Below are 24,547 nucleotides of genomic sequence, written 5' to 3'. Positions count from 1 at the left end.
TCCCATATCGCGGTTGAGCGGCGATGTCTTGGCAACGCTGCTTGACCCTGCGCCGAAACACCCGATGGTGCGGCAGGTGGGGTATGCGGTTCGGGGTGGGGCATGCGGGGAAGCCAGGTGAATGGTGGTGACATGTGGGCGGTGCTCGGCATCGCGCCCACCACCGATTCGATCGAGATCCGCCGTGCCTATGCGCGCCGGCTGAAGGAAAGCGATGTCGGCGAGGATGCCGACGCCTTCGCCGAACTGCGCATGGCGCGCGCCGATGCACTGGCATGGGCCGCCGACCGCGATGCGACCGCTGGAGATGATGATCCGGGCGATCCGGCCGCGGTCTCGGATGATGGTTCGCGCGTAGCGGAACTATCCGCCACATATGGACTGACGGGGCCGGTTCTGGCGGATGTCGATGTCGATCATGGCGTTGTCACGAGGGCGCCCGTTCCCGATGAAGAGCTTGGCATTGCCGCGACCCCGCCCTTCGCGCGTGTGGATCGGGGTTCAGGCGAGGCACTGCGGCTGGATCGGAGCCAATGGGCGGTGCCCGAACTCGACATTACGCCTGGAGACGGCCGCGTCGTGCCCCAGACGATGGTCACCGACGATGATTATCAGGCGATGGCCGCACTGCTGTTTCCCGAAAAGGGCGAAGACGCCGGGCCGATGTCGGCGGAGGAAATCGCGCTCTGGATGACACATCTCGATCGGGTCTTCGCCGATCCGCGGATGGGCGAGCTTGGCTATTATGGCGACGTCGAGCGCTGGCTGAGCGAGGTGTTGGCGGGATCGGTGCCGCGCTCTGATCCGTTGCTGGCGACTGTTGCGGAGCGTTTCGGCTGGATGGCGAACGCCGATGAAGTCGGCGAGACCCCGGCGATTGCGCACATCACCGCGCGGGTCGGCGCTCTCTCGTTCGTCGAGGCGGTACAGTCGCGGGGGCATCGCTATCGGCGTGCATGGCGCGAACTCACAGCACCGGCCGATGCGGCGTCGCGCCGTGGCTGGGTGAGGCGCAAAAATGTGCTCGAACTGCTTGAGATGATCAGGCGGCATCATCCGCAACTCGAACAGTCTTTCGACTGGTACCGCGTCCAGCTCTGGGAGGCGCAGGGTAACGCCGGCGGTCGTGAAGGCGGTGGCGCAGCCAGCGGGCTTGTGATCGCGGGGTTGATCCTCGCGTTCAACCTGCTCAGGATCTTTTCCAGCACGGGGAATGATGATCCTGCGCCGGTGTCGGTGGCGCCGCCGATCGAGGCCCGATCCAACCAACTCGATGCCCCCGCGAACGACATTCCCGCAGCGATCGAATGGGCCAGCAATGGCGCCTATCGTCCCGCGGACCTTGCCACCCGCAATCCTGATCTGCTCGAAGATCTGCAGCGGATATGGCAAGACGATAAGGCGGCTGGCGAAAGGCGAGATATGTTCGATATCCACATCGCAGACCATCTCACCCAGCGCTTTCCACGCATAGTAGAGAAGGCAAGTCATGCCGCACTTGCCGATCTCTTGCGCATACGGATCGAGGCCGTCCGTCGGGCAGGCCAGTCACCGCAGGATTGCGCGGACGAGATTCTAGGCCGCAAACTGCTGCCCCCCGAGTTCGATCGGCGCTATCGCGCCGCAAAATATCGCATCCTGATCGAGACACGCGGCAAGATGCGCGATGTCGAAGGTGACGGCACATTCTGGATCGATCATGATACGATGGTGGCGTCCGCCAAGCGTGCCGGAATGAGTACCACTGATCTCTCCGCGGGGTTGGACGGAAAGGGCGGTCCAAAGGGGATCTGCGAAGCCCGTATCGCGCTGATCGAGACCGTGCTGGCGCTGCCCGAGAAGAAGGCGATGAAGATGCTGCCCTACCTGTGACGGCGGACGGTGCGCTGTCATTGACCGTTTAAGCGTCAAGCCGCCGCTTGTACGCGCCGAAGCGCTCGCCTAAGTCGCACGCTATGACATCGACCAACGACATTCGCCGTTCCTTCCTCGATTATTTCGAGGGGCAGGGCCATGCCCGCGTGCCGTCCGCGCCGCTGGTGCCGCACAACGATCCCACCTTGATGTTCGTCAATGCGGGGATGGTGCCGTTCAAGAATGTCTTCACCGGGCTGGAAAAGCGGCCCTATTCCACCGCAACCTCCAGCCAGAAGTGCGTTCGCGCCGGCGGCAAGCACAATGATCTCGACAATGTCGGCTACACCGCGCGGCATCACACCTTCTTCGAGATGCTCGGCAACTTCTCCTTCGGCGATTATTTCAAGGAACAGGCGATCCATCACGCCTGGACGTTGATCACGAAGGAATGGGGCATTTCGCCCGATCGGCTGACGGCCACCGTCTATCACACCGATGACGAGGCGTTCGATCTGTGGCGCAAGATCTCGGGCCTGCCCGAGGATCGCATCATCCGCATCGCGACCAGCGACAATTTCTGGTCGATGGGCGATACCGGCCCGTGCGGCCCCTGTTCTGAAATCTTCTTCGATCATGGCGACCATATCTGGGGAGGGCCGCCGGGATCGCCGGAAGAGGATGGCGACCGCTTCGTTGAGATCTGGAACCTCGTGTTCATGCAGTTCGAGCAGGCGGCTGACGGCAGCCGCACGCCGCTGCCGCGCCCGTCGATCGACACCGGCATGGGGCTGGAGCGGCTTGCCGCGGTGCTGCAGGGCGTCCACGACAATTACGATACGGATACGTTTCGGGCGCTGATCGAGGCGTCGGGCGCGCTGACCAGGACCGCGACCGACGGCGCCAACAAGGCGAGCCACCGCGTTATCGCCGACCATCTCCGCTCCGCGGGCTTCCTCGTCGCGGACGGCGTGCTGCCGGCCAATGAGGGCCGCGGCTATGTGCTGCGCCGGATCATGCGCCGCGCGATGCGGCACGCGCATCTGCTGGGCGCGGCCGAGCCGCTGATGCACCGGCTGGTGCCGGCGCTGGTCGCCGAGATGGGCGCCGCCTTCCCCGAACTGGTGCGCGCGCAGCCGCTGATCGAAGCGACGCTCAAGCAGGAGGAGACGCGCTTCCGTCAGACGCTCGCCAACGGCCTGCGCCTGCTGGACGAGGCGACCGCGACGATGGGCGAGGGCGATACGCTGCCCGGCGCCACCGCGTTCAAGCTCTACGACACGTTCGGCTTCCCCTATGACCTGACCGAGGACGCGTTGCGTCCGCGCGGCCTGTCGGTCGATCGCGCGGGCTTCGAAGAATCGATGGCGGAGCAGAAGCGCAAGGCGCGCGAGGCCTGGAAGGGCTCGGGCGAGAAGGCCTCGGACGAGGTCTGGTTCGATATTGCCGAGGAAGCCGGCGGCACCGAGTTCACCGGCTATACCGCGGGCGAAGGCGAGGGGCAGGTCGTCGCGATCGTCAAGGATGGCGCGCGCGTCGAGATGGCCGAGGCCGGCCAGCAGGTGCTGATCGTCACCAACCAGACGCCCTTCTATGCGGAGAGCGGCGGCCAGATGGGCGATGCCGGCACGATCGCCAATGACGGCGGGTTCAAGGGGCTGGTCGAGGATACCTCCAAGCCGCTCGGGCGCGTGCATGCGCATCGCACGCTGATCCAGGAAGGCGCGATCGCGGTCGGTGAAACGGTGAAACTGGTGATCGACGTCGAGCGTCGCGCGCAGCTTCGCGCCAATCACAGCGCGACCCACCTGCTGCATGCCGCGCTGCGCCACCGGCTCGGCGGCCATGTCACGCAGAAGGGCAGCCTCGTTGCGCCCGACAGGCTGCGCTTCGACTTCGCGCATCCCAGCGCGCTGACGCCGGCCGAGATCGCGCTCGTGGAAGCCGATGTGAACGCGCAGATCCGCGGCAACGACAGCGTGTCGACGCGACTGATGACGCCCGACGATGCCGTTGCCGCCGGAGCGCTTGCGCTGTTCGGCGAGAAATATGGCGACGAGGTCCGGGTGCTCTCGATGGGCCGTGGCCCGGACGCGATCTATTCGGTCGAGTTGTGCGGTGGCACCCACGTCGATGCGCTGGGCGACATCGCGATCTTCAAGATCGTTTCCGAAAGCGCCGTTTCGAGTGGCGTCCGCCGCATCGAGGCACTGACCGGCGAGGCTGCGCGCCAGTGGCTGGTTGCCCGCGACGAGCGGCTGAAGGAAGTTGCCGCTGCGCTCAAGACCGCACCGGACGATGTGCCCGCGCGCGTGCTGAGCCTGATCGAGGATCGCCGCCGGCTCGAACGCGAACTTGCCGACGCCAAGCGGGCGCTGGCGATGGGTGGCGGCAAGGCCGAGGTCGCCGGGCCCGAGACGGTGGGTGGCCATGCACTGCTGGCGCGCGTCGTCGAGGGGCTCGATCCCAAGGGTTTGCGCGGCGCGGTCGACGAGATGAAGGCTCAGCTCGGGTCGGGCATCGCCATGCTGGTCGCGGTGAATGACGGACGTGCATCGGTCGCGGTCGGGGTCACCGCCGATCTGGTCAAGGCGGTGAGCGCGGTCGATCTCGTCAAGGCCGCGGTCGCTGCACTGGGCGGGCAGGGCGGTGGGGGCCGGCCGGATATGGCGCAGGGCGGCGGTCCGGATGGCGCACAGGCGGATGCCGCGATCGCCGCGGTGCGCGGTGTGCTGGAAGGGCAAGTCGCGGCGGCATAGGTGCCGCGCGTTACGGCGGTATAGGTGATGTTCCTCCTCGGCGCGAAGCGCCGGGGAGGAAACACATATCACCCTGCCGGTTTCTCCTCCGCCGCATCGGGACGCCTGAGGCGGCCGATGCGGGGCTCGCGATCGAGTTGCGCGTCTTCCCTGATGCGATCGCGGAAGGTGGCGCGCTTGTCGTGGATCGAGGCGATCACCGGGCCCATCGCAACGCCCAGTTCCACCAGCACCGCCTCCGAAAGCTGCAGCGAGCTTTCGAGCGTTTCGGGCACCGCTTCGGTTGCGCCCGCCCGGTAAAGCTGCGCGGCGTGATCTGTATCGCGCGCGCGCGCGACGATGGTGAGATCCGGCACCCAGCTGCGGACGCGGCGGGTGAGGCGTACGGTCAGCACCGGATCGTCCATCGTCAGCACCAGCGCTTCGGCGCGGCCGAGGTTGAGCTTGTCGACCAGTTCGGAGCGCGCGACATCGCCGAAGATCACCGGATAACCGTCCCGCCGTGCCGCGGTCACGGCATCGATGTTCGCCTCCACTGCGATGAACGGCCGGTTGTGCGCCTTCAGCATGTCCGCCACCAGATGGCCGACGCGACCGAAGCCGATGATCACCGTGCCCGGCGCCTCGCCGGTTTCGCCCGGCATGCCGCCATCGCCATCGTCGCGCAACTCGATCCGGCGCGCGACGTCATGGCCGATCTTGGCGAGGATCGGCGTGATGGTGAGGCCGATCGCGGTGACGATCTGCCAGAACGCGGCGGTGGGCGGCATGATCAGACCCGCGGCGGTTGCCGCGGACAGCACGATCAGGGTTGTCTCGGAGGGCGCAGCCATCAGCAGCCCGGTCTCGGCGGCGGGCCCCAGCCGGATGCCCATCAGCCGCAGCATGCCGGTGGTGACGACCGTCTTCACCAGCACCACGCCGATCACAGCGATCGCCAAAGGCAGCCAATTGGCACCGATCACGCGGAAATCCAGGCTCATGCCCACGGTCAGCAGGAAAACACCCAGCGCCAGGCCCTTGAACGGCGCGGTCATCACCTCGACCTCGCCATGATATTCGGTCTCGGCGATCAGCAGCCCGGCGAGCAGCGCGCCGACGATCGGCGAAAGACCGGCGGCGGTCGTCGCAAGGCTGGCGAGGATGACGGTGAGCAGGCTGACCGCAAGGAACAGTTCCGGGCTCTTGGTGCGCGCCGCCTGCGCGAACAGGCTGGGCAGCAGGAAGCGGCCCGCGAGCAGCAGCGCGCCGACGGTGAGCACGCCGATCCACAAGGTGCGCAGCAGCCCGTCCCAGCCGGCATCCTGCGCATGCGGGCTGAGCACGCCCAGCGCGAAGATGATCGGCACCAGCGCCAGATCCTCGAACAGCAGCATCGCGAAGGCAGGCCGGCCGACCGGCCCGCTCGTGCCCACCATCTGGAGGACCAGCGCGGTCGACGACAACGCGAGCGCGAGGCCGAGGCCCATCGCACCCGCCCAGCCCTGACCCATCAGCCACAGCGCGATGCCGATGATCAGCCCGGAGAGCCCAAGTTCCGCCGCGCCGACGCCGAATACGAGTTTTCGCATCTGGAACAAGCGCTTGAACGATAGTTCGAGGCCGATGGTGAACAGCAGAAGGACGATTCCGAAATCGGCGAAAGGCTGGATCGCGTCGGGGCTGGTGATGGTGACGTGGCGGATCCACGGATAGTGATCGGTCAGCGAACCCAGGCCGTGCGGGCCGACCAGCAGGCCGACGAGGATGAAACCGATCACCGGGCTGATCCGGAAGCGCGCAAAGGCAGGGATCACGATTCCTGCCGCGCCCAGCACGACCAGCGTGTCGCCCAATCCCTTGAGAGTGTGGAGTTCGCCAGACATGGGCACCGTCTTAACGCGAAGATTCGCGGCTTGTCAGGCCAATAAACGGTGCGGTGCAACATTAATTCGGATCATGCTCGCCGCGGCGCAGCCGGACGGCTAGCGTAAGGGGCATCACCATCACGGAGCCGCTGCCGAATGCCCCATGCCACGCCGTTGATCGCCACCATCGTCGCCGGCATCGTGCTCGCCTTCATCTTCGGAACGCTCGCGCATCGCGTGCGCGTGTCGCCGTTGATCGGCTATCTCGTGGCGGGCATCGCCGTCGGCCCCTTCACCCCCGGCTTCGTCGCGGATCAGGGGCTGGCGAGCGAACTCGCGGAGATCGGCGTGATCCTGCTGATGTTTGGTGTCGGCCTGCATTTCTCGCTCAAGCAACTGATGGAAGTGCGCGCGATCGCAATCCCGGGGGCGATCGGCCAGATCGGCATGGCCATATTGCTCGGCATGGGGTTGTCATGGCTGCTCGGCTGGGGCGTCGGGACCGGCTTCGTCTTCGGCCTGGCGCTGTCGGTCGCGAGCACCGTGGTGCTGCTGCGCGCGCTGCAGGACCGCCGCATCCTCGATACCGAGCGCGGCCGCATTGCCGTCGGGTGGCTGATCGTCGAGGATCTGGTGATGGTGCTGGCGCTGGTGCTGCTGCCGGCCATCGCGCACGGTGGCAGCGGCGCCGCCTTGGTGACGACGCTGGCCGTCACCATCGGCAAGGTGATCGCTTTCGTTGCCTTCATGCTGATCATCGGGCGGCGCGCGGTGCCCTGGCTGTTGCACCTCGTCGCGCATGGCGGCTCGCGGGAACTGTTCCGGCTGGCGGTGCTGGCGATCGCGCTGGGTATCGCATTCGGTGCGGCGCTGCTGTTCGGCGTCTCCTTCGCGCTGGGCGCCTTCTTCGCGGGCATGATCCTCGCTGAATCGCCGCTCAGCCAGCGCGCCGCGGAGGAAACGCTGCCGTTGCGCGATGCGTTCGCGGTGCTTTTCTTCGTGTCGGTCGGCATGTTGTTCAATCCGCACGTCGTCGTGGATCAGCCGCTCGCGCTGCTCGCAACATTGGCGATCATCATCCTCGGCAAGTCGATCGCCGCCTTCCTCATCGTGCGCCTGTTCCGCCGGCCGACGCGCACCGCGCTGACGATCGCCGCCAGCCTTGCCCAGATCGGCGAGTTCTCCTTCATCCTCGCCACGCTCGGCTCCTCGCTCGAACTGCTCAACGGCGATGCGCGGGACCTGATCCTGGCAGGCGCGATCCTCTCGATCATGATCAACCCCTTGCTGTTCTCGACGATCGACCGCTTCGCGGGCAAGGCGCTGGCGGTCGAGCCGGGCGCCGGTATCGGCGGTGCGGTGGCGGCACCGACCGGCCATGTCGTGCTGGTCGGCTATGGGCGGGTCGGCGCAGCCGTTGCCCAGACATTGATCGCGGCCGGAGAACGGCTGACGGTGATCGAGACCGAGGGTGACGTCACCGGCCTGCCGACCGACCAGCCGCGCGTCGAGGTGCTGGTCGGCAACGCCGCCAGCGCCGACATTCTGGCGCGCGCGGACATCGCCAATGCCCGCCTGCTGTTCGTCGCGATCCCGCAATGTTTCGAGGCCGGCCAGATCGTCGAGCAGGCGCGCTCGTTCAACCCGCGCCTGCGCATCGTCGCCCGGGCCCACGGCGATGCAGAGATCGCGCACCTGACCGCGATGGGTGCCGACCTGACGATCATGGGCGAGCGGGAGATCGCGCGGAAGATGATCGACGAGGCGGTCGTCGGGCGGACGGTGGAGGGCGGCTGAGCCTCAACCTCGCCTCGACCTCACACTCGGGCTTCAGCCGCCGCCAGGCGTCGCCGGACCCACCGGCAGCCGCCCGGCCGCGCGGGCCTTGCTGCCCCGCTTGCCCCAACTGATCCGGTAGAGGTCGAAGCGCCGGTCGGCGAGGTTGCGCACCGTACCCTCGGCGCGCGCCCAGGTGAGGTCGGCCAGGTTGACGTCGCTGATCGTCAGCGTCTCGACATTCTCGGTCGCCTCAGCGGCGATGCCGTCACGCGCGAACGGGAAGTCGCAGGGCGTGAGGATGCAGCTCTGCGCATATTGAATGTCCATATTGTCGACATTGGGAAGGTTGCCGACATTGCCCGAGAGTACGACGAAGCACTGATTCTCGATCGCGCGCGCCTGTCCGCAATAGCGCACGCGCAGATAGGCCTGGCGGCTGTCCGTGCAGAAGGGAACGAACAGGATGCGGGCGCCCTCGTCGACGAGCCGACGGGCGAGTTCGGGAAACTCGCTGTCATAACAGATCAGCACGCCCACCGGGCCGCAATCGGTCTGGATCACCTCGATCGCATCGCCGCCCTTGATGTTCCACCAATAGCGTTCGTTGGGGGTGGGGTGGATCTTCTCGCGAGCGTGGATCGATCCGTCGCGCAACGCGACATAGGCGACGTTCTGGATATCGCCATCGTCGGTGCGGGTCGGGTGCGACCCGCCGATGATGTTGATGTTATACTCCATCGCCATCCGCGTCAGCGCCTTCACCAGCTTGTCGGTGTGCGCGGTCAGCCGGTCGATCGCCTCGATCGGGCTCAGTTCCTTCTTTTCGTAGGAGAGCAACTGGAGCGTGTAGAGTTCGGGGAAGACCACGAAGTCCGAGCGATAATCCGCCGCGACATCGACGAAATATTCGATGTTGCGGACAAACGCTTCGAAATTCTCGACCGCGCGCGCCTGCAGTTGGACGGTGGCGATGCGCACGCTCTCCACATCGCGCGGCACCCGGAATTTGGGGGCGAGGTCGCTCTCCACATAGGGATTGCGATAGACCATATGCGCCGCGAAGCCGCCCGAGGCGGTATCTTCGGGCAGATAGGCGGGCAGCACGCCGATCGGCTCGAAGCCGTTGGAAAGCTGGAAGCCGAGCACCGGATCGCGCAATTTGCCCGCGACGACCTGCTCGACATAATCCTGGGGGCCATCGACCTTGCGCCGCGCGCGCTGGTAGCCGGGCATCCGCGCGCCGAAGACGATGCCGTGCAGTTCGAGCCGCTCGGCGAGCGCCTTGCGCGCATCGTAGAGCCGCTGGCCGATGCGCAGGCCCCGCTGCTTGGGATCGACGCACATCTCATAGCCGTAAAGCCATTCGCCGGTGGGATCGTGGCGCGACCCGAAGCCGTTGCCGCTGATCTCTTCCCAGTCGTGCGGCTTCAGCGCGATCTCCGCGGTGAGCCGCATCGATGCGCAATAGCCCACCGCCTTGCCGTCATAGAAGGCGACGAACTGGCCCTCGGGGAAATTGTTGATCTGCCCGCGGATCATGCCCGCCGTGTAGCCCGACAGCCCCTCATAGGCGCGGTCGACAAGTCCCACGATCGCGCGGACGTCGGCGGGCGTGGCGTTGCGCACCTCAAGGCGGGCGCGGCTGCTGGTCGGCATGAAAAAATCCCCGTCACGAATGTTCTGTCGAATAAACGTAACGGGGACGGACCGAAACCGGTTCCTTGGGCCCGGGCGCCGGCGTGCGCCGCCCGAGCTTCAGGTCAGGCCCCGCAGGTCAGGCCCAGGCGGCCATTTCCTTCTCGAGGTTCAGGCGGATCGCCTCGAAGAACTGTTCGGTGGTCATCCACGCCTGGTCCGGCCCGATCAGGATCGCAAGATCCTTGGTCATGCCGCCCTGCTCGACGGTCCTGATGCAGACCTCTTCGAGCGTCTCGGCGAAACGCACCACGTCGGGCGTATCGTCGAACTTGCCGCGGAACTTCAGGCCGCCGGTCCACGCGAAGATCGAAGCGATCGGGTTGGTCGACGTCGCCTTGCCCTGCTCATGCATGCGGAAGTGGCGGGTGACGGTGCCGTGCGCCGCCTCGGCCTCGATCGTCTTGCCATCCGGCGTCATCAGCACGGAGGTCATCAGGCCCAGCGAGCCGAAGCCCTGCGCCACCTGGTCCGACTGGACGTCGCCGTCATAATTCTTGCAGGCCCAGACGAACTTTCCGCTCCACTTGAGCGCGCTGGCGACCATGTCGTCGATCAGGCGATGCTCGTAGCTGATGTTGGCGTCGCGGAACTTGTCCTTGAACTCGCTCTGGAAGACATCCTCGAACAGGTCCTTGAACTGGCCGTCATAGGCCTTGAGGATCGTGTTCTTGGTGGAAAGATACAGCGGCCAGCGACGCTCGAGCGCATAGTTCATGCTCGCACGGGCGAAATCGCGGATCGAATCGTCGAGATTGTACATGCCCATCGCGACACCCGACGAGGGGAAGTCGAACACTTCTTCCTCGATCTGCTGGCCGTCTTCGCCGGTCCACACCATCTTGAGCTTGCCGGGGCCCGGCACGCGGAAGTCGGTGGCGCGATACTGGTCGCCAAAGGCGTGACGGCCGACGACGATCGGGTCTGTCCAGCCCGGGATCAGCCTGGGGACGTTCTTGATGACGATCGGCTCGCGGAACACGACGCCACCCAGGATGTTGCGGATCGTGCCGTTGGGCGACTTCCACATCTTCTTGAGCTTGAATTCCTCGACGCGCGCCTCGTCCGGCGTAATCGTGGCGCATTTCACACCGACGCCGTACTTCTGGATCGCCTTCGCCGCGTCGACCGTGATCTGGTCATTGGTCTCGTCGCGCTTCTCGATGCCGAGGTCGTAATATTCCAGATCGATATCAAGGTAGGGCTTGATCAGCCGCTCGCGAATCCATTCCCAGATGATCCGGGTCATTTCGTCGCCGTCGATCTCGACGACCGGGGTTTTCACCTTGATCTTCGCCATATGCTCTCTTCTCCGGGGGAGGTGGTCGCGATGGCTCTAGGAGCACGAAGCGCCGGGATCAACCGGGCCGAGGATGATCGCGGCGATTGTCACTGCGCGCCGCGCACATTAGACAGTGCAGATGACGTCACTAGAAAAGCCGGCGGTGGGCACCACCACCGTTAAATGGCGGTTTCCCGCCGTTCACCCCGAAGGTCGCAAATTCGTTCTGATCGCAGCGGTGATCACGCTGGCGTTCGCGCTTATGGCTTGGGAGACCGTTGCCTGGCCGATGGCGGGCGTAACCCTGTGGGTCGCTGCCTTTTTCCGCGATCCCGTTCGCACCGTGCCGCAGGGCGATAATCTGATCGTCGCGCCCGCCGACGGGTTGGTGACGCTGATCGAACGCGTGCCGGTGCCGCGCGAACTCGCCGGGCCGGACGGGCTCGGGAACGAGCCGCTGGTGCGTGTCTCGATCTTCATGTCGGTGTTCGACGTCCACATCAATCGGTCGCCGATCGCCGGCACCGTCAAGGCGGTGGTCTATATCGCGGGCAAGTTCCTCAACGCCGATCTCGACAAGGCGAGCGAGGAGAATGAGCGGCAACACCTTATCGTCGAGCGGCACGACGGGCTGCGTATCGGCTTCACCCAGATCGCCGGGCTCGTCGCGCGGCGGATCCTGCCGTTCGTCAAGCCGGGGGATATCCTGGCGGCGGGCCAGCGCTTCGGCCTGATCCGCTTCGGCAGCCGGGTCGACGTCTATCTGCCGGCGGGCACCGCGCCGCGCATCACGCTCGGCCAGCGCTCGATCGCAGGCGAGACGGTGCTTGCGGTGATCGGCGATCCCGTCGCCGGCTCCGGCGTTCCCCAGTGATGCGCCGCTGATGCGCCCGCCCGCCGATCCCCGCCGCGGCATTCCGCTGCGCGCACTCGCGCCCAACGCCGTGACGACGCTCGCGCTCTGCTCGGGCCTCACCGGCATCCTCTTCGCCATCGCCGAGGATTGGCGGATGGCGGTGAGCGCGGTGATCCTGGCGGGCGTGCTCGACGGGCTCGACGGACGCATCGCCCGCCTGCTCAAGGGCGAAAGCCGGTTCGGCGCCGAACTCGATTCGCTGTCGGATGTCATCGCCTTCGGCGTCTCGCCGGCGATCATCCTCTATCTCTGGTCGCTCCAGCATCTGGGCGAGGAAGGGCAGCGCTATGGCTGGATCTTCGCGCTCGCCCATGCCGCCGGCTGCGCGCTGCGCCTCGCGCGCTTCAATGCGCAGATCGACACGACCGAACAGCCGCACAAATCGGCTGGCTTCCTTACCGGCGTACCCGCGCCGACCGCGGCCGGCCTCGCAATGCTGCCGCTCTATTTCTTCCTGTTCGTAAAGGGGCAGGGGCCGGTTGCCGACGTCGCCCGCAACGGCATGCTGGTTGCACCCTGGATGGCGTTCATCGTCTTCCTGATGACGTCCAGCCTGCCGACCTACAGCTGGTCCTCGTTGCGCCCGCGGCGCCGTATCCGCATGGAATTGCTGGTCGGCGTCGCGCTGATCGGCGGGGCGATCTTCGCGGTGCCCTGGGCGACGCTGATCGGCGTCGCGATCCTCTATCTGCTGACGATCCCGTTCAGCACCAGCAGCTACGCCCGGATCAGGCAGCAGCGCGCTGCTGCTGCCGCTGCCGGCTGAGCGCCGCGCGCGCCGACGCCCGCATCGCTTCGCGCGCGGAGCGATGCTCCACTGTCATGCCAGCCTGCGTCGTTCGACCCGCCGGGTCGAGCGCTTCCATGATCGCGTCCAGCCGGGACGCGATCATGTGCCAGATCATGGCCACCGCCATCAACAAACCGGACGCGAACAGCAGCGAACCCACCATATGCAGCATGACGAACCTCCCGAAACGGACCTTTGTTCGATAACTGGACGATATATGTTCGATGTTTGTTCCAACGTCAAGCCGCGATGATGGGGCAAGATGTGCTTGCGCCGATGTGCCGTTTCGATTAAGGGCCCGCGCATTCCACATGGGAAGCGCACATACCGGTGCCGGGGCGGATGCCTTGGTCACTGCTTCCCAGAGGTTCAACCGGAAGGAGAAAGATCCTATGGCGGCTCCCACCGTCTCCCTGCACCAGCTGCTTGAGGCTGGCGCGCATTTTGGTCACCAGACGCATCGCTGGAACCCGAAGATGAAGCCCTACATCTTCGGTGAGCGCAACGGCGTCCACATCCTCGATCTGTCGCAGACGGTTCCGCTGTTCGCTCGCGCGCTCGACTTCGTGTCGCAGACCGTCGCGCACGGCGGCAAGGTTCTGTTCGTCGGCACCAAGCGCCAGGCGCAGGATCCGATCGCCGAGGCGGCGCGCCGCGCCGGCCAGCACTATGTCAACCATCGCTGGCTGGGCGGCATGCTCACCAACTGGAAGACGATCTCGCAGTCGATCAAGCGCTTCAAGGCGCTCGAGGAGCAGCTTGCCGGTGACACGCACGGCCTGACCAAGAAGGAAGTGCTGCAGCTCACCCGTGAGCGCGACAAGTTCGAGCTGTCGCTCGGCGGCATCCGCGACATGGGCGGCATTCCGGACGTGATGTTCGTGATCGACGCCAACAAGGAAGAGCTGGCGATCAAGGAAGCCAACACGCTCGGCATCCCGGTCGTGGCGATCCTCGATTCGAACGTCAGCCCGGACGGCATCGCCTTCCCGGTTCCGGCGAACGATGACGCCAGCCGCGCGATCCGCCTGTACTGCGAAGCGATCGCCCAGGCGGCGACCCGTGGCCAGCAGGGCGGTGCCGCGTCGCGCGGTGTCGATCTCGGCGCGATGGACGAGCCGCCGGCGGAAGCCGCGCTGGCCGACGCCGAAGTGGCCCAGGCGGACGCCTGATCGCTGGCCGGTGGGCCTGGCTCACCGGACGTCGATTACGCCTGAGCGAAGCTGACTTGCCGCTGGCCGAAGCCGGTGGCGACAGGATAGGGCGTCACTGCCTTGTCATGCGGGCGGGGCAGGGCGCTAACCAGCGTCTGCCCCGTCTTTTTATGAGACAACTGAAGGAACAGGACATGGCCGAGATCACTGCCGCCCTGGTTAAGGAACTGCGCGAGCGCTCCGGCGCCGGCATGATGGATTGCAAGAAGGCGCTCGCCGAAACCGGCGGCGACATGGAAGCGTCGATCGACTGGCTGCGCACCAAGGGCCTCGCGACCGCCGCGAAGAAGGCCGGCCGCACCGCCGCCGAGGGTCTGGTCGGCGTTGCCGTCTCGGGCACCCGCGGCGCTGCCGTCGAGGTCAACTCCGAGACCGATTTCGTCGCCAAGAACGAGCTGTTCCAGCAGTTCGTGAAGACGGTTGCCGACATCGCGCTCGAAAAGGGTGCCGAGGTCGAGGCGCTGTCGGCCGCGGCCTGGCCGGAAGGCGGCACCGTCGCCGACAAGCTGACCGCCAATGTCGCACAGATCGGCGAGAACCAGGCGCTGCGTCGCGCCGCGCTGCTCGAAGTGTCCGAGGGCGTCGTCGTCTCCTACGTGCATAACGCCGCGGCCCCCGGCCTCGGCAAGATCGGCGTGCTCGTCGCGCTCGAAAGCGCGGCGCCGGCCGAGGCGCTCGAGGCGCTGGGCAAGCAGCTCGCGATGCACGTCGCCGCGGCCAACCCGCTCGCGCTCAACGAAGACGATCTCTCGGCGGACATGATCGAGCGCGAGCGCGCGATCGCTGCCGAGAAGGCCGCCGAATCGGGCAAGCCCGCCAACATCGTCGAGAAGATGGTCGAGGGCTCGATCGCGAAGTACCGCAAGGAAAACGCGCTGGTCAGCCAGATCTTCGTGATCGACGGCAAGTCGAAGGTGTCGGACGTGGTCGCCGCGGCGGCCAAGGAAGCCGGCAGCCCGATCACGCTCGCCAACTATGTCCGCTTCCAGCTGGGTGAGGGCATCGTGAAGGAAGAAAGCGATTTCGCGGCGGAAGTCGCGGCTGCTGCCGGCGTCAAGAAGGACGAGCCGGCGAACGCCTGATCGCAGTCCCGCCGCCGTTCCCTCGGTCGGAACGGCGGCGAAACTGTGTTCGCGCAGCGTGTCTTGCCCGGCTTGGCACCGCGCACCGGCGCAACTAAGGTGCGCGCCGCTTCTCCCCAAACGATCAGGAACGCCCGCCTATGCCGCGCCCACGCTTCAACCGCATCCTCCTGAAGTTATCCGGAGAGGTGCTGATGGGGCCGGGCCAGTTCGGCATCGATCCCGATACCGTCGCGCGCGTGGCGGACGAGATCAAGGGCGCCAAGGAAGCTGGCCATGAGCTCTGCATCGTCGTCGGCGGGGGCAACATCTTCCGCGGCCTTGCGGCGGCCGCGCGCGGCTTCGAGCGCACCAGCGCCGACTATATGGGCATGCTCGCCACCGTCATGAACGCGCTGGCGGTGCAGAATGCGCTCGAACAGATCGGTGTCGACACCCGCGTCCAGTCGGCCATCCCGATGAACACGGTGTGCGAGCCCTTCATCAAGCGCCGCGCCGAGCGCCATATGGAAAAGGGCCGGATCGTGATCTTCGCGGCCGGCACCGGAAATCCCTATTTCACCACCGACAGCGCCGCAGCGCTTCGCGCCGCGGAGATGAATTGCGATGCGCTGTTCAAGGGCACCTCGGTCGATGGCGTCTATGATGCCGATCCCAAGAAGGTGCCGGGCGCGAAGCGTTTCGATACAGTCAGTTTCAACCATGTGCTCGCAGCCGATCTGAAAGTGATGGATGCGAGCGCCGTGTCGCTGTGCCGTGACAACGACATCCCGATCGTGGTGTTCAACATCCGCGAGCAGGGCAATTTGTCGCAGGTGCTCGAGGGCAAGGGCACCGCGACCATCGTGCAGAATGAGGGAGAGTTGATCGATGCCAGCCTATAGCAAGTCCGACCTCGAGCGTCGGATGGCCGGCGCCGTCGAGGCGCTGAAGCATGATCTCATCGGCCTCCGCACGGGGCGGGCGTCGACGACGCTGCTCGATCCGGTGACCGTAGACGTCTATGGCGCCACCATGCCGATCACCCAGGTCGCCACTGTCTCGGTGCCCGAGCCGCGGCTGATTTCGGTGCAGGTGTGGGACAAGTCGAATGTCGGTCCGGTCGACAAGGCGATCCGCTCGGCGGGCCTCGGCCTCAACCCGATCGTCGACGGCCAGACCCTGCGTCTGCCGATCCCTGACCTGACCGAGGAGCGCCGCAAGGAACTCGCCAAGCTTGCGAACCAGTATGCCGAAAAGGCGCGGATCGCGGCGCGCAACGTTCGCCGCGACGGCAATGACTCGCTCAAGACCGACGAGAAGAAGGGCGAGATCAGCGAGGATGAGCGCAAGCGCGCCGAGACCGAGGTGCAGAAACTGACCGACGCGACGATTGCGGACATCGACGCCGCCGCCGCCGCAAAGGAAAAGGAAATCCTCGGCAAGTGAGCCTGCTGCCGATCCAGTCCGGTGGCGCATCGCTGAGGACGGGCGGCCGCGGTGCGGTGCCGCGCCACGTCGCGATCATCATGGATGGCAATGGCCGCTGGGCGAAGAAGCGGCTGCTGCCACGTGTCGCCGGCCACCGCCAGGGCATCGAGGCGGTGCGCCGCACCGTGCGCGCCGCCGGCGACCTCGGCATCGAGGCGCTGACCCTGTTCGCCTTCTCGTCGGAAAACTGGCGCCGTCCGGCGTCGGAGATCGGCGAGCTGATGGGGATGCTCAAGCGCTTCATCCTGTCCGATATCGACGAGATTCATGAGGCGGGCATCCGCCTTGTCGTGCTCGGCGACTGGCGGATGCTGCAGGGCGATATCGTCGAACTGATCGAGGGTGCCATCGCGCGTACGGCGAACAATACGCGCCAGACACTCGTCGTCGCGCTGAACTATGGCGCGCAGGACGAGATCGTCCGCGTCGCGCGCCGGCTTGCGGGTGATGCGGCGGCAGGGCGGCTCGATCCCGCCACGATCGATGCGGCGATGTTCGAGGGCGGGCTCGATACGCAGGGGCTGCCCCCTCTCGACCTGCTGATCCGCACCTCGGGCGAGAAGCGCCTGTCGAATTTCCTGTTGTGGCAGGCGGCCTATGCCGAACTGCTGTTCGTCGATACGTTGTGGCCCGATTTCGGCCGCGACGATCTCGCGGCCGCCGTCGATGCGTTCGCGGCACGCGAGCGGCGGTTCGGAGGTTTATGACGACATCGGTCAAGGCGAACTGGGTTGCCGATCTGCCGCGCAAGGCGCTGGTCGCGGTTATCCTCGTCGCCGTCGCGCTCGGCGGGCTGATTGCCGGCGGCTATGCATTGTGGCTGCTGCTGTCGGCGTTCGCGCTGCTGATGATGGTCGAATGGGCGACGCTCGCCGCGGCCGAAGGGCGCGACCGCTGGGTGGCGATCGTCGGCCTCGCGGCGGCGCTGGTCGCGGTCTCGCCCGCGCTCGAACATCCGGGCTGGCTGTCGATCGCGATCATCCTCGGCGCGGCGGTCGTCATCGGGCTCCTCAGCCGCAACGCGCAGCTCGGGGGCGGCGCGCCCTATATCGCGCTGCCGGTGCTGTCGCTGCTGTTCGTGCGCGACGAGCCCGGCGGGCTGATGCTCGCCGCCTGGACGCTCGCGCTGGTCTGGGCGACCGATATCGGCGCCTATTTCGCCGGCCGCCTGATCGGCGGGCCGAAGATCGCGCCCTCGGTCAGCCCCAACAAGACGTGGGCCGGGCTTGCCGGCGGCATGGTCGCGGCGCTCGTCACGGGGCTGCTGTTCCATGTCCTCGGCGGGCTCACCATCGGCCTCGCGCTCGCCAGCGCGCCGCTGGCGGCGGTCGCGCAGGCGGGTGACTTTTTCGAAAGCGCGCTCAAGCGCAACGCCGGCGTCAAGGACAGTGGCACGATCCTGCCCGGCCATGGCGGCGTGCTCGACCGGCTCGACGGGCTGGTGCCGGTTTCGGTGGTCGTTGCGTTGATTCTCGCGGCGGGGGTTCGGATATGAAGCGCGTCACCGTGCTTGGGGCCACCGGATCGGTGGGCGCCTCGACGCTCGATCTGCTCCAGTCCGATCCCGATCGCTTCGAGGTCATCGCGCTCACCGCCAATCGCGACGCCGCCGGGCTCGCCGCGGCGGCGCGAGCGACGGGTGCGAAGCTTGCGGTGATCGGCGATCCGGCGGGCTATGCGACGCTGAAGGAACTGCTCGCGGGAAGCGGCATCGAGGCGGCGGCGGGCGCCGGCGCGATCGTCGATGCGGCCCGGCTCGGCGCCGACTGGACGATGGCGTCGATCGTCGGCTGTGCCGGCCTGCCGCCGGTGCTGGCCGCGCTGGAGCAGGGCGGGGCGGTCGCGCTCGCCAACAAGGAGGCGCTGGTCAGCGCCGGATCGCTGATGACGGATGTCGCCCGCCGCGCCGGCGCGACGCTGCTGCCGGTCGATTCGGAGCATAATGCGATCTTTCAATGCTTCGATCACGAGGCGCCCGAACGCGTTCAGCGCATCATCCTGACCGCGAGCGGCGGGCCGTTCCGCGAATGGACGCTGGAGGCGATGGCATCGGTCACCCCGGCGCAGGCGGTGAAGCACCCGAACTGGTCGATGGGCGCGAAGATCTCGGTCGATTCGGCCACGATGATGAACAAGGGCCTCGAACTGATCGAGGCTTTCCATCTGTTCCCGGTCGGGCTGGAGAAGATCGACATTCTCGTTCACCCGCAATCGGTCGTCCATTCGATGGTCGAATATGTCGATGGATCGGTTTTGGCGCAGTTGGGAACGCCCGACATGCGCACGCCGATCGCTCACGCGCTCGCCTGGCCGGACCGGATGGAGACGGGCGCGGCGCGGCTGGACCTCGTCAAGGTTGGCAGGCTCGACTTCGAAGCCCCTGATCCCGAACGGTTTCCTGCGCTGGCGCTGGCGCGTGCGGCGCTCGACGCCGGCGGCGCACGCCCCGCGATCCTCAACGCCGCGAACGAGGTGGCAGTCGCCGCTTTCCTCGAAGGGCGCTGCGGCTTCCTCGAAATCGCCGCAATTGTGCGCGAAACGTTGGAACGCTATGACCCGGGGGCACCGGTCTCGCTCGACGATGTGTTCGCGATCGACCGGGAAGCGCGGGACGTGGCGTCAGGGGTTATGAAGGTGAGTGCTGCGTGACCGAGAACCCCGGCTTCCTGCTGACTGTTTTAGCGTTCGTCCTCGTCATCGGTCCGCTCGTCTTCGTCCACGAGCTCGGCCATTACATCGCCGGCCGCATCTTCGGCGTGAAGGCAGAGACCTTCTCGATCGGATTCGGCGGCACGATCGCCGGCTGGCACGACAAGCGCGGCACGCACTGGAAACTCGGCTGGCTGCCGCTCGGCGGCTATGTGCGCTTCGCCGGCGACATGGGCGCCGCGAGCCAGCCCACGGCGGAATGGCTGGCACTGCCGCCGGAAGAGCGCGCGAAGACGTTCCAGGCCAAGCCGCTGTGGCAGCGCTCGATCATCGTTGCCGCCGGCGCGATCGTGAACTTTCTTTTCGCGATCCTGATCCTGGGCTCCTTCGCCTATCTGGAAGGCGTGCCGCGGACGCCGCCGGTGATCGCGATGGTGGCGGAAGGCTCGGCCGCGGATCGGGCGGGAATGAAGGAGGGGGATCGCATCCTCTCGATCTCGGGCCGTTCGATCGGCGATTTCGAGGACATTTATCGCATCGTCCGCTTCAGCCCGATCGAGCCGATGCAGATCGCGATCGACCGCGGCGGCAACCGGCTGTCGGTCGACGTGACGCCGGGCGTGTTGGTCGAGCGCGACCGCTTCGGCAATGAATATCGCATGGGGCAGCTCGGCATCGGCAAGCCGCCCGCGGTCTATGACGATATCGGCCTGCTCGAAGCGCCGCTGGTCGGTGCGGAGCGGACCTGGGGCATCGTGCGGCTGATGGTCGATACGCTGGGCCAGGTCGTCACCGGGCGACGGTCCGTGAAGGAATTGGGCGGCCCGCTCAAGATCGCGCAAGTCTCTGGGGAAGCGGCGATGATGGGTTGGGAAAGCCTGATCGGCTTCATCGCGCTCGTTTCGATTAATCTGGGATTCATCAATCTCTTGCCAGTCCCCATGCTGGATGGCGGGCATCTGTTCTTCTATGCGATCGAGGCGATCCGGCGGAAGCCGGTGCCGGTCGAGGCGCAGGAATGGGCGTATCGCGGTGGTTTCGCGCTGTTGGTCTCGCTGATGCTGTTGGTGACGTTCAACGATCTGACCTCTTTTGGCCTCTGGCAGAAGCTGGGCGGCTTGATCGGGTGACGGGAGTGGGGCAGGGCGACGATCGTTCGGGGACGCATCGTCGGAAATGGCAGGCAGCCGGGCGCGCAACAAAGGGTAGGGACGCGTGACAGTCACTGAAAAGCAACGGTTCGGCAAACGCCAGGCGGCACTGCTCGTCGGCACGATGATCGCGGGGATACCGACGCCGCTGCTCGCCCAGGCCACCGACGCGCCGGCGGCGCCCGCAGCGGCCGTGCCGCAAGCGGCGGCGGTGCCGCTGGCGCCCGCGCCGACCGTGGGCACGGTCAAGTCGATCAACGTCACTGGCAACCAGCGTCTGGAGGCGGATACCGTCCGCTCCTACATCCAGTTGCGCGCGGGCGAGAGCTACACGACCGAGACGCTCGACCAGGCGCTGAAGGATCTGTTCGCGACCGAATTGTTCGCCGACGTGCGGATCACCGGCGGCGACACCGGCGACATCGTCGTCGAGGTCCGCGAGAATCCGGTCATCAACCGCATCGTGCTCGAGGGCAACAAGCGGCTGAAGGAAGACAAGATCCGGCCCGAGATCCGTCTTGCGCCGCGCCAGATTTTCACCCGCTCCAAGGTTCGCGCCGACGTCGCGCGCATCATCGAGCTCTACCGCCGCCAGGGCCGCTTCGCCGCGACCGTCGAGCCCAAGATGGTGTCGCTCGACCAGAACCGCGTCGACATCATCTTCGAGATCACCGAGGGGGCCAAATCCAAGGTCCGCCAGATCAACATCATCGGCAACGAGGCGTTCGACGACGGCGCGCTGCGCTCGGAGATGGCGACCAAGCAGTCGCGCTTCTTCCGCTTCTTCTCCTCGTCGGACAGCTATGATCCCGATCGCCTCGCCTATGACCAGGCGAAGCTGCGGCAATTCTATCTGACCGAGGGCTATGCCGATTTCCGCGTCGTCTCCGCGGTCGCCGAACTGACGCCGGACAAGCGCGACTTCATCATCACCTACGTGGTCGAGGAAGGGGAGCGCTACAAGTTCGGCGGGGTGAAGGTCGAGAGCGACATCCGTGACTTCAAGCCGAACACTATCGGCAAGGTCTCGATGAAGAAGGGCGACTGGTACAACGCCAAGCTGGTCGAGGACACGGTCGAGTCGTTGACCGAGAGCGCCGGCCTGTTCGGCTATGCCTTTGCCGAGGTGAGTCCCGAGTTCAACCGCGACAAGGACGCGTTGACGATGGACATCACCTTCCGCATCGGCGAGGCGCCGCGCGTCTATGTCGAGCGGATCGATATCAACGGCAACACGCTGACGCAGGACAAGGTGATCCGCCGCGAATTCCGCCTGGCGGAAGGCGACGCGTTCAACAGCTTCCTCGTCAAGCGCTCGACCGACCGCATCAAGTCGCTGGGCTTCTTCCAGGAGAATCTCGAGGTCGAGCAGAAGCAGGGCTCGGCGCCCGACCGCATCATCCTCGAGACCAATGTCGAGGAGAAGTCGACCGGCGAACTCCAGCTCTCGGCGGGCTTCTCCTCGCTCGAACGCTTCATCGTCGCGGCATCGGTCCGTCAGCGCAACTTCCGCGGCAAGGGCCAGGAACTGCGCACAAGCGTCAACTATTCGAGCTATTCGAAGTCGGTCGAAGTCGGCTTCACCGAGCCCTATCTGTTCGACAAGACGATCGCGGTCGGCGGCGACATCTTCCGCCGCGACTTCAGCTCGTTCAACTATATCAGCAACAACGACCGCAACACTACCTATCAGCAGATCACGACCGGTTTCCAGCTGCGCGCCGGTGTGCCGATCACGGAATATGTCTCGCTGGCGCTGCGTTACGGTCTCAGCTTCGACGACATCACGCTCGACGAGAGCTACTATTCCAACGGCGAGTGCAGTCCCATCATCGCGGGCCGCTATCTCTGCGACGCGATCGGCAAGCGCACGACCTCGTCGGTGGGCTACAGCCTGGTCTATGACACGCTCAACAACCGCGTCCGCCCGACCGGTGGTCAGCGCGTCGTGTTCAGCCAGGATTTCGCGGGTCTCGGCGGTTCGGTGCGCTATCTCAAGAGCCGCGTCGATGCCGCGAAATACGTCAATATCGGCGCCGGCTTCATCGGTTCGGCCACCATCGAGGGCGGCGCGATCATCCCGTTCCAGAGCAGCCAGGGTGCCGGTCGCGACGCGGTGCGCCTCGTCGATCGCTTCTTCCTCGGCCAGCCGCAATTCCCCGGCTTCGACATCCGCGGCATCGGCCCGCGCGTCATCCGTCGTCAGTATAACACCGCGACGACCGACGACCCGCTGGATCTGGTGCCCGACAACAACAACCGCGTCGATGACGCGCTGGGCGGTCGCTATTATTATCTCGCCAAGCTCGAGGTGGAAATTCCGCTCGGTTCGGGTGCGCGCGAACTGGGGCTGAGGCCCTCGATCTTCGCGGTTGCCGGCTCGGTGTTCGGCGTCAAGCGGCCACAGCTCACCGAATTCCCCGATACCAACGGCGATGGTTTCCCTGATCCGCTCGATCTCGGGCCGCTTCGCACTGCCGCTGGCGAACAGATCTACACCATTCCGACCGGTCAGATTAACGCGGGCGCCTCCACCACCTGCGCAACAGGCCAGATGGTGTCGGGGCAGACCGGTTGCATCGGTGACGTGGCCAATACGGAAGCGCGCAACATCGTACAGCCTTTCTCCGAGCAGTTCTTCGGAGATACCTGGAAGCCGCGCCTCTCGGTGGGCATCGGCGTCAACTGGAACTCGCCCTTCGGCCCGTTCCGGATCGACATCGCCAAGGCGCTGCTGAAGGAACCGGGGGATGATACCCGACTCTTCACCTTCAATGTAGGGACTCAATTCTGATGAAGACCTTGTTCAAGGCGCTGGCGCTCGCCGCCGCTGCCATTCCCGCCCTCGTCGCCGCCGGCCCCGCGCATGCGCAGGTCGCCGGTGTCGCGATCGCCAATCTCGAGCAGGCGATCGCCCAGACCAATGCGTATCGCAACGCGATCACGCAGATGCGCACCACCTACAAGCCGCAGATCGATGCGGTTCAGGCGCGCGCCACGGCGCTCGAAACCGAACTGAAGCCGCTGGTCGACAAGTTCCAGGCCGACCAGAAGGTCGCGACCCCGAACCGCGCTGCCCTGCAGACGCAATACACCGCGATCCAGACCAAGCAGCAGGCGGGGCAGGCCGAGTTGCAGAAGCTCAATGAGCCGGTCGCGCTGGCGCAGGCCTATGTCGAAGAGCAGATCGCAGCCAAGCTCAACGACGCGCTCAAAGCGGCGATGACCAAGAAGAAGGTCAGCCTGGTGCTGCAGCCGCAGGCCGCCGTCTCGTTCCAGCCGACCGTCGACATCACCACCGATGTCACCGCCGAGCTCAACACGACGGTGCCGAGCGTCCAGATCAACCCGCCGGCGGGTTGGCGTCCGGGTGGCCAGCAGCAGACGGCCGCCGCCGGTGCGCCGGTTGCTCCGGCCGCGCCGAAGCCGCAGGGTCGGTGAACGACGGCGCCGATTCGGCGCCCGCGAGCATTGGGCCTCTCGACATAAGGCAGGTGCTCGCGGCGCTGCCGCACCGCTATCCGATGTTGCTGGTCGATCGTGTCGAGGAGATCATCCTCGACCGGTCGATCGTCGCGGTGAAGGCGGTGAGCTTCAACGAAGGCTTCTTCCAGGGGCATTTCCCCGGTCGCCCGATCATGCCGGGCGTGCTGATCGTCGAGGCGCTGGCGCAGGCCGCCGGCGTCCTCGCGGTGGAATCGCTCGGCCTCGCCGGATCCGGCAAGCTGGTCTATTTCATGGCGATCGAAGAGGCCAAGTTCCGTTCTCCGGTCGAACCGGGCGTGCTGCTGAAGCTGCACGTGGACTTCGTCCAGAAGCGCGCCTCGGTGTGTAAGTTTGCCGGTAAGGCGCTGATCGACGGCAAGGTCGTCGCGCAGGCGAACTTCACAGCGATGATCGCGGATCCGCCCGCCGTCTGACGAAGAAGCGCTTGCGGCCGGCGGGATACGCGGCCGCACGCGCCCTTTTGCTTCCATATCTTGCCCTTTGGGCGCAGCGCCGCTATGGCGCCGCCTTCGCATCCACGGCCGGTCGGAAACCGGCCAACTCCGGAGCTAG

At 66.0% G+C, this 24,547-nt stretch carries 20 protein-coding genes; 16 read left to right on the top strand and 4 right to left on the bottom strand.

Annotation, left to right across the window (positions count from 1 at the left end; translation table 11 throughout):
• Positions 1–102: 102 nt before the first annotated feature.
• Positions 103–1,872, top strand: a complete 1,770-nt coding sequence (locus NX02_RS33305; RefSeq protein ID WP_211258319.1) for a hypothetical protein — start codon at positions 103–105, stop codon at positions 1,870–1,872.
• Positions 1,873–1,955: 83 nt separating this feature from the next.
• Positions 1,956–4,613, top strand: coding sequence for an alanine--tRNA ligase (gene alaS / locus NX02_RS13730; RefSeq protein WP_025292773.1), 2,658 nt, complete (start codon positions 1,956–1,958; stop codon positions 4,611–4,613).
• A 68-nt stretch (positions 4,614–4,681) separates the two neighbouring features.
• On the opposite strand, the gene NX02_RS13725 is transcribed toward alaS, so the two are convergent.
• The gene (locus NX02_RS13725) at positions 4,682–6,478 is read right to left on the bottom strand and encodes a cation:proton antiporter domain-containing protein (RefSeq protein WP_025292772.1); all 1,797 of its coding nucleotides are present in this window, start codon (positions 6,476–6,478) and stop codon (positions 4,682–4,684) included.
• 138 nt (positions 6,479–6,616) lie between these two features.
• Here NX02_RS13725 and ybaL point away from each other — a divergent pair, with 138 nt between their 5' ends.
• Positions 6,617–8,257 (top strand): YbaL family putative K(+) efflux transporter, encoded by a 1,641-nt coding sequence (gene ybaL / locus NX02_RS13720; RefSeq protein ID WP_025292771.1) that lies wholly within the window; start codon positions 6,617–6,619, stop codon positions 8,255–8,257.
• A 33-nt stretch (positions 8,258–8,290) separates the two neighbouring features.
• Here ybaL and NX02_RS13715 read toward each other — a convergent pair whose 3' ends face one another.
• Positions 8,291–9,895 (bottom strand): bifunctional GNAT family N-acetyltransferase/carbon-nitrogen hydrolase family protein, encoded by a 1,605-nt coding sequence (locus NX02_RS13715; protein WP_025292770.1) that lies wholly within the window; start codon positions 9,893–9,895, stop codon positions 8,291–8,293.
• 118 nt (positions 9,896–10,013) lie between these two features.
• Positions 10,014–11,234, bottom strand: coding sequence for an NADP-dependent isocitrate dehydrogenase (locus tag NX02_RS13710; RefSeq protein ID WP_025292769.1), 1,221 nt, complete (start codon positions 11,232–11,234; stop codon positions 10,014–10,016).
• Positions 11,235–11,355: 121 nt separating this feature from the next.
• Between NX02_RS13710 and NX02_RS13705 the strand changes: the two genes are divergently transcribed.
• Both NX02_RS13705 and NX02_RS13700 read left to right on the top strand, forming a co-directional pair.
• Complete coding sequence (locus NX02_RS13705) at positions 11,356–12,090, top strand: phosphatidylserine decarboxylase (protein WP_025292768.1); 735 nt, start codon at positions 11,356–11,358, stop codon at positions 12,088–12,090.
• Positions 12,091–12,100: 10 nt separating this feature from the next.
• Positions 12,101–12,898, top strand: coding sequence for a CDP-alcohol phosphatidyltransferase family protein (locus NX02_RS13700; RefSeq protein WP_025292767.1), 798 nt, complete (start codon positions 12,101–12,103; stop codon positions 12,896–12,898).
• Here the strand turns inward: NX02_RS13700 and NX02_RS13695 are convergent.
• Complete coding sequence (locus NX02_RS13695) at positions 12,861–13,094, bottom strand: hypothetical protein (protein ID WP_025292766.1); 234 nt, start codon at positions 13,092–13,094, stop codon at positions 12,861–12,863. The two genes, NX02_RS13700 and NX02_RS13695, sit on opposite strands and share 38 nt — an antisense overlap.
• Before the next feature lie 220 nt (positions 13,095–13,314).
• Between NX02_RS13695 and rpsB the strand changes: the two genes are divergently transcribed.
• From rpsB to fabZ, 11 genes are all read left to right on the top strand, one after another.
• Positions 13,315–14,094: a 30S ribosomal protein S2 gene (rpsB, locus tag NX02_RS13690; protein WP_039996585.1), complete on the top strand. Its 780-nt coding sequence runs from the start codon at positions 13,315–13,317 to the stop codon at positions 14,092–14,094.
• Positions 14,095–14,270: 176 nt separating this feature from the next.
• Positions 14,271–15,218 carry a translation elongation factor Ts gene (gene tsf / locus NX02_RS13685; protein ID WP_039996584.1) on the top strand — a complete coding sequence of 316 codons (948 nt, stop codon included), beginning with the start codon at positions 14,271–14,273 and terminating at the stop codon, positions 15,216–15,218.
• Positions 15,219–15,358: 140 nt separating this feature from the next.
• Positions 15,359–16,102: a UMP kinase gene (gene pyrH / locus NX02_RS13680; RefSeq protein ID WP_025292765.1), complete on the top strand. Its 744-nt coding sequence runs from the start codon at positions 15,359–15,361 to the stop codon at positions 16,100–16,102.
• Positions 16,089–16,646 carry a ribosome recycling factor gene (gene frr, locus NX02_RS13675; RefSeq protein WP_025292764.1) on the top strand — a complete coding sequence of 186 codons (558 nt, stop codon included), beginning with the start codon at positions 16,089–16,091 and terminating at the stop codon, positions 16,644–16,646. The genes pyrH and frr overlap by 14 nt, the downstream gene beginning before the upstream one ends.
• 2 nt (positions 16,647–16,648) lie before the next feature.
• The gene (locus NX02_RS13670; protein ID WP_425424043.1) at positions 16,649–17,395 is read left to right on the top strand and encodes an isoprenyl transferase; all 747 of its coding nucleotides are present in this window, start codon (positions 16,649–16,651) and stop codon (positions 17,393–17,395) included.
• A complete protein-coding gene (locus NX02_RS13665; RefSeq protein ID WP_025292762.1) occupies positions 17,392–18,183 on the top strand; it encodes a phosphatidate cytidylyltransferase in 792 nt (263 codons plus the stop codon). Before NX02_RS13670 ends, NX02_RS13665 begins: the two co-directional genes overlap by 4 nt.
• Positions 18,180–19,337, top strand: a complete 1,158-nt coding sequence (locus NX02_RS13660) for a 1-deoxy-D-xylulose-5-phosphate reductoisomerase (RefSeq protein WP_025292761.1) — start codon at positions 18,180–18,182, stop codon at positions 19,335–19,337. The genes NX02_RS13665 and NX02_RS13660 overlap by 4 nt, the downstream gene beginning before the upstream one ends.
• On the top strand, positions 19,334–20,467 hold the full coding sequence (rseP, locus tag NX02_RS13655) for an RIP metalloprotease RseP (protein ID WP_025292760.1): 1,134 nt from the start codon (positions 19,334–19,336) through the stop codon (positions 20,465–20,467). The genes NX02_RS13660 and rseP overlap by 4 nt, the downstream gene beginning before the upstream one ends.
• Positions 20,468–20,612: 145 nt before the next feature.
• Positions 20,613–23,282 (top strand): outer membrane protein assembly factor BamA, encoded by a 2,670-nt coding sequence (gene bamA / locus NX02_RS13650; RefSeq protein WP_084717788.1) that lies wholly within the window; start codon positions 20,613–20,615, stop codon positions 23,280–23,282.
• Complete coding sequence (locus NX02_RS13645) at positions 23,282–23,929, top strand: OmpH family outer membrane protein (protein WP_025292758.1); 648 nt, start codon at positions 23,282–23,284, stop codon at positions 23,927–23,929. Before bamA ends, NX02_RS13645 begins: the two co-directional genes overlap by 1 nt.
• Complete coding sequence (gene fabZ, locus NX02_RS13640; protein WP_025292757.1) at positions 23,926–24,408, top strand: 3-hydroxyacyl-ACP dehydratase FabZ; 483 nt, start codon at positions 23,926–23,928, stop codon at positions 24,406–24,408. The genes NX02_RS13645 and fabZ overlap by 4 nt, the downstream gene beginning before the upstream one ends.
• Positions 24,409–24,547: the final 139 nt, after the last annotated feature.

The organism is Sphingomonas sanxanigenens DSM 19645 = NX02 (assembly GCF_000512205.2).
Taxonomy (GTDB): Bacteria; Pseudomonadota; Alphaproteobacteria; order Sphingomonadales; family Sphingomonadaceae; genus Sphingomonas_D; species Sphingomonas_D sanxanigenens.
Note: the sequence above shows the minus strand (reverse complement) of the source record. Positions and strands in the feature narration are given on the sequence as shown.

What these genes read in the sequence shown, in the direction of transcription:
- tsf (WP_039996584.1), top strand. Translation starts at nt 14,271, where the DNA reads ATGGCCGAGATCACTGCCGCCCTGGTTAAGGAACTGCGCGAGCGCTCC.
- rpsB (WP_039996585.1), top strand. Translation starts at nt 13,315, where the DNA reads ATGGCGGCTCCCACCGTCTCCCTGCACCAGCTGCTTGAGGCTGGCGCG.
- NX02_RS13725 (WP_025292772.1), bottom strand. Translation starts at nt 6,478, where the DNA reads ATGTCTGGCGAACTCCACACTCTCAAGGGATTGGGCGACACGCTGGTC.
- alaS (WP_025292773.1), top strand. Translation starts at nt 1,956, where the DNA reads ATGACATCGACCAACGACATTCGCCGTTCCTTCCTCGATTATTTCGAG.
- NX02_RS13710 (WP_025292769.1), bottom strand. Translation starts at nt 11,234, where the DNA reads ATGGCGAAGATCAAGGTGAAAACCCCGGTCGTCGAGATCGACGGCGAC.
- ybaL (WP_025292771.1), top strand. Translation starts at nt 6,617, where the DNA reads ATGCCCCATGCCACGCCGTTGATCGCCACCATCGTCGCCGGCATCGTG.
- NX02_RS13660 (WP_025292761.1), top strand. Translation starts at nt 18,180, where the DNA reads ATGAAGCGCGTCACCGTGCTTGGGGCCACCGGATCGGTGGGCGCCTCG.
- NX02_RS13700 (WP_025292767.1), top strand. Translation starts at nt 12,101, where the DNA reads ATGCGCCCGCCCGCCGATCCCCGCCGCGGCATTCCGCTGCGCGCACTC.
- NX02_RS33305 (WP_211258319.1), top strand. Translation starts at nt 103, where the DNA reads ATGCGGGGAAGCCAGGTGAATGGTGGTGACATGTGGGCGGTGCTCGGC.
- bamA (WP_084717788.1), top strand. Translation starts at nt 20,613, where the DNA reads ATGATCGCGGGGATACCGACGCCGCTGCTCGCCCAGGCCACCGACGCG.
- NX02_RS13645 (WP_025292758.1), top strand. Translation starts at nt 23,282, where the DNA reads ATGAAGACCTTGTTCAAGGCGCTGGCGCTCGCCGCCGCTGCCATTCCC.
- NX02_RS13715 (WP_025292770.1), bottom strand. Translation starts at nt 9,895, where the DNA reads ATGCCGACCAGCAGCCGCGCCCGCCTTGAGGTGCGCAACGCCACGCCC.
- NX02_RS13665 (WP_025292762.1), top strand. Translation starts at nt 17,392, where the DNA reads ATGACGACATCGGTCAAGGCGAACTGGGTTGCCGATCTGCCGCGCAAG.
- pyrH (WP_025292765.1), top strand. Translation starts at nt 15,359, where the DNA reads ATGCCGCGCCCACGCTTCAACCGCATCCTCCTGAAGTTATCCGGAGAG.
- frr (WP_025292764.1), top strand. Translation starts at nt 16,089, where the DNA reads ATGCCAGCCTATAGCAAGTCCGACCTCGAGCGTCGGATGGCCGGCGCC.
- NX02_RS13695 (WP_025292766.1), bottom strand. Translation starts at nt 13,094, where the DNA reads ATGCTGCATATGGTGGGTTCGCTGCTGTTCGCGTCCGGTTTGTTGATG.
- NX02_RS13705 (WP_025292768.1), top strand. Translation starts at nt 11,356, where the DNA reads ATGACGTCACTAGAAAAGCCGGCGGTGGGCACCACCACCGTTAAATGG.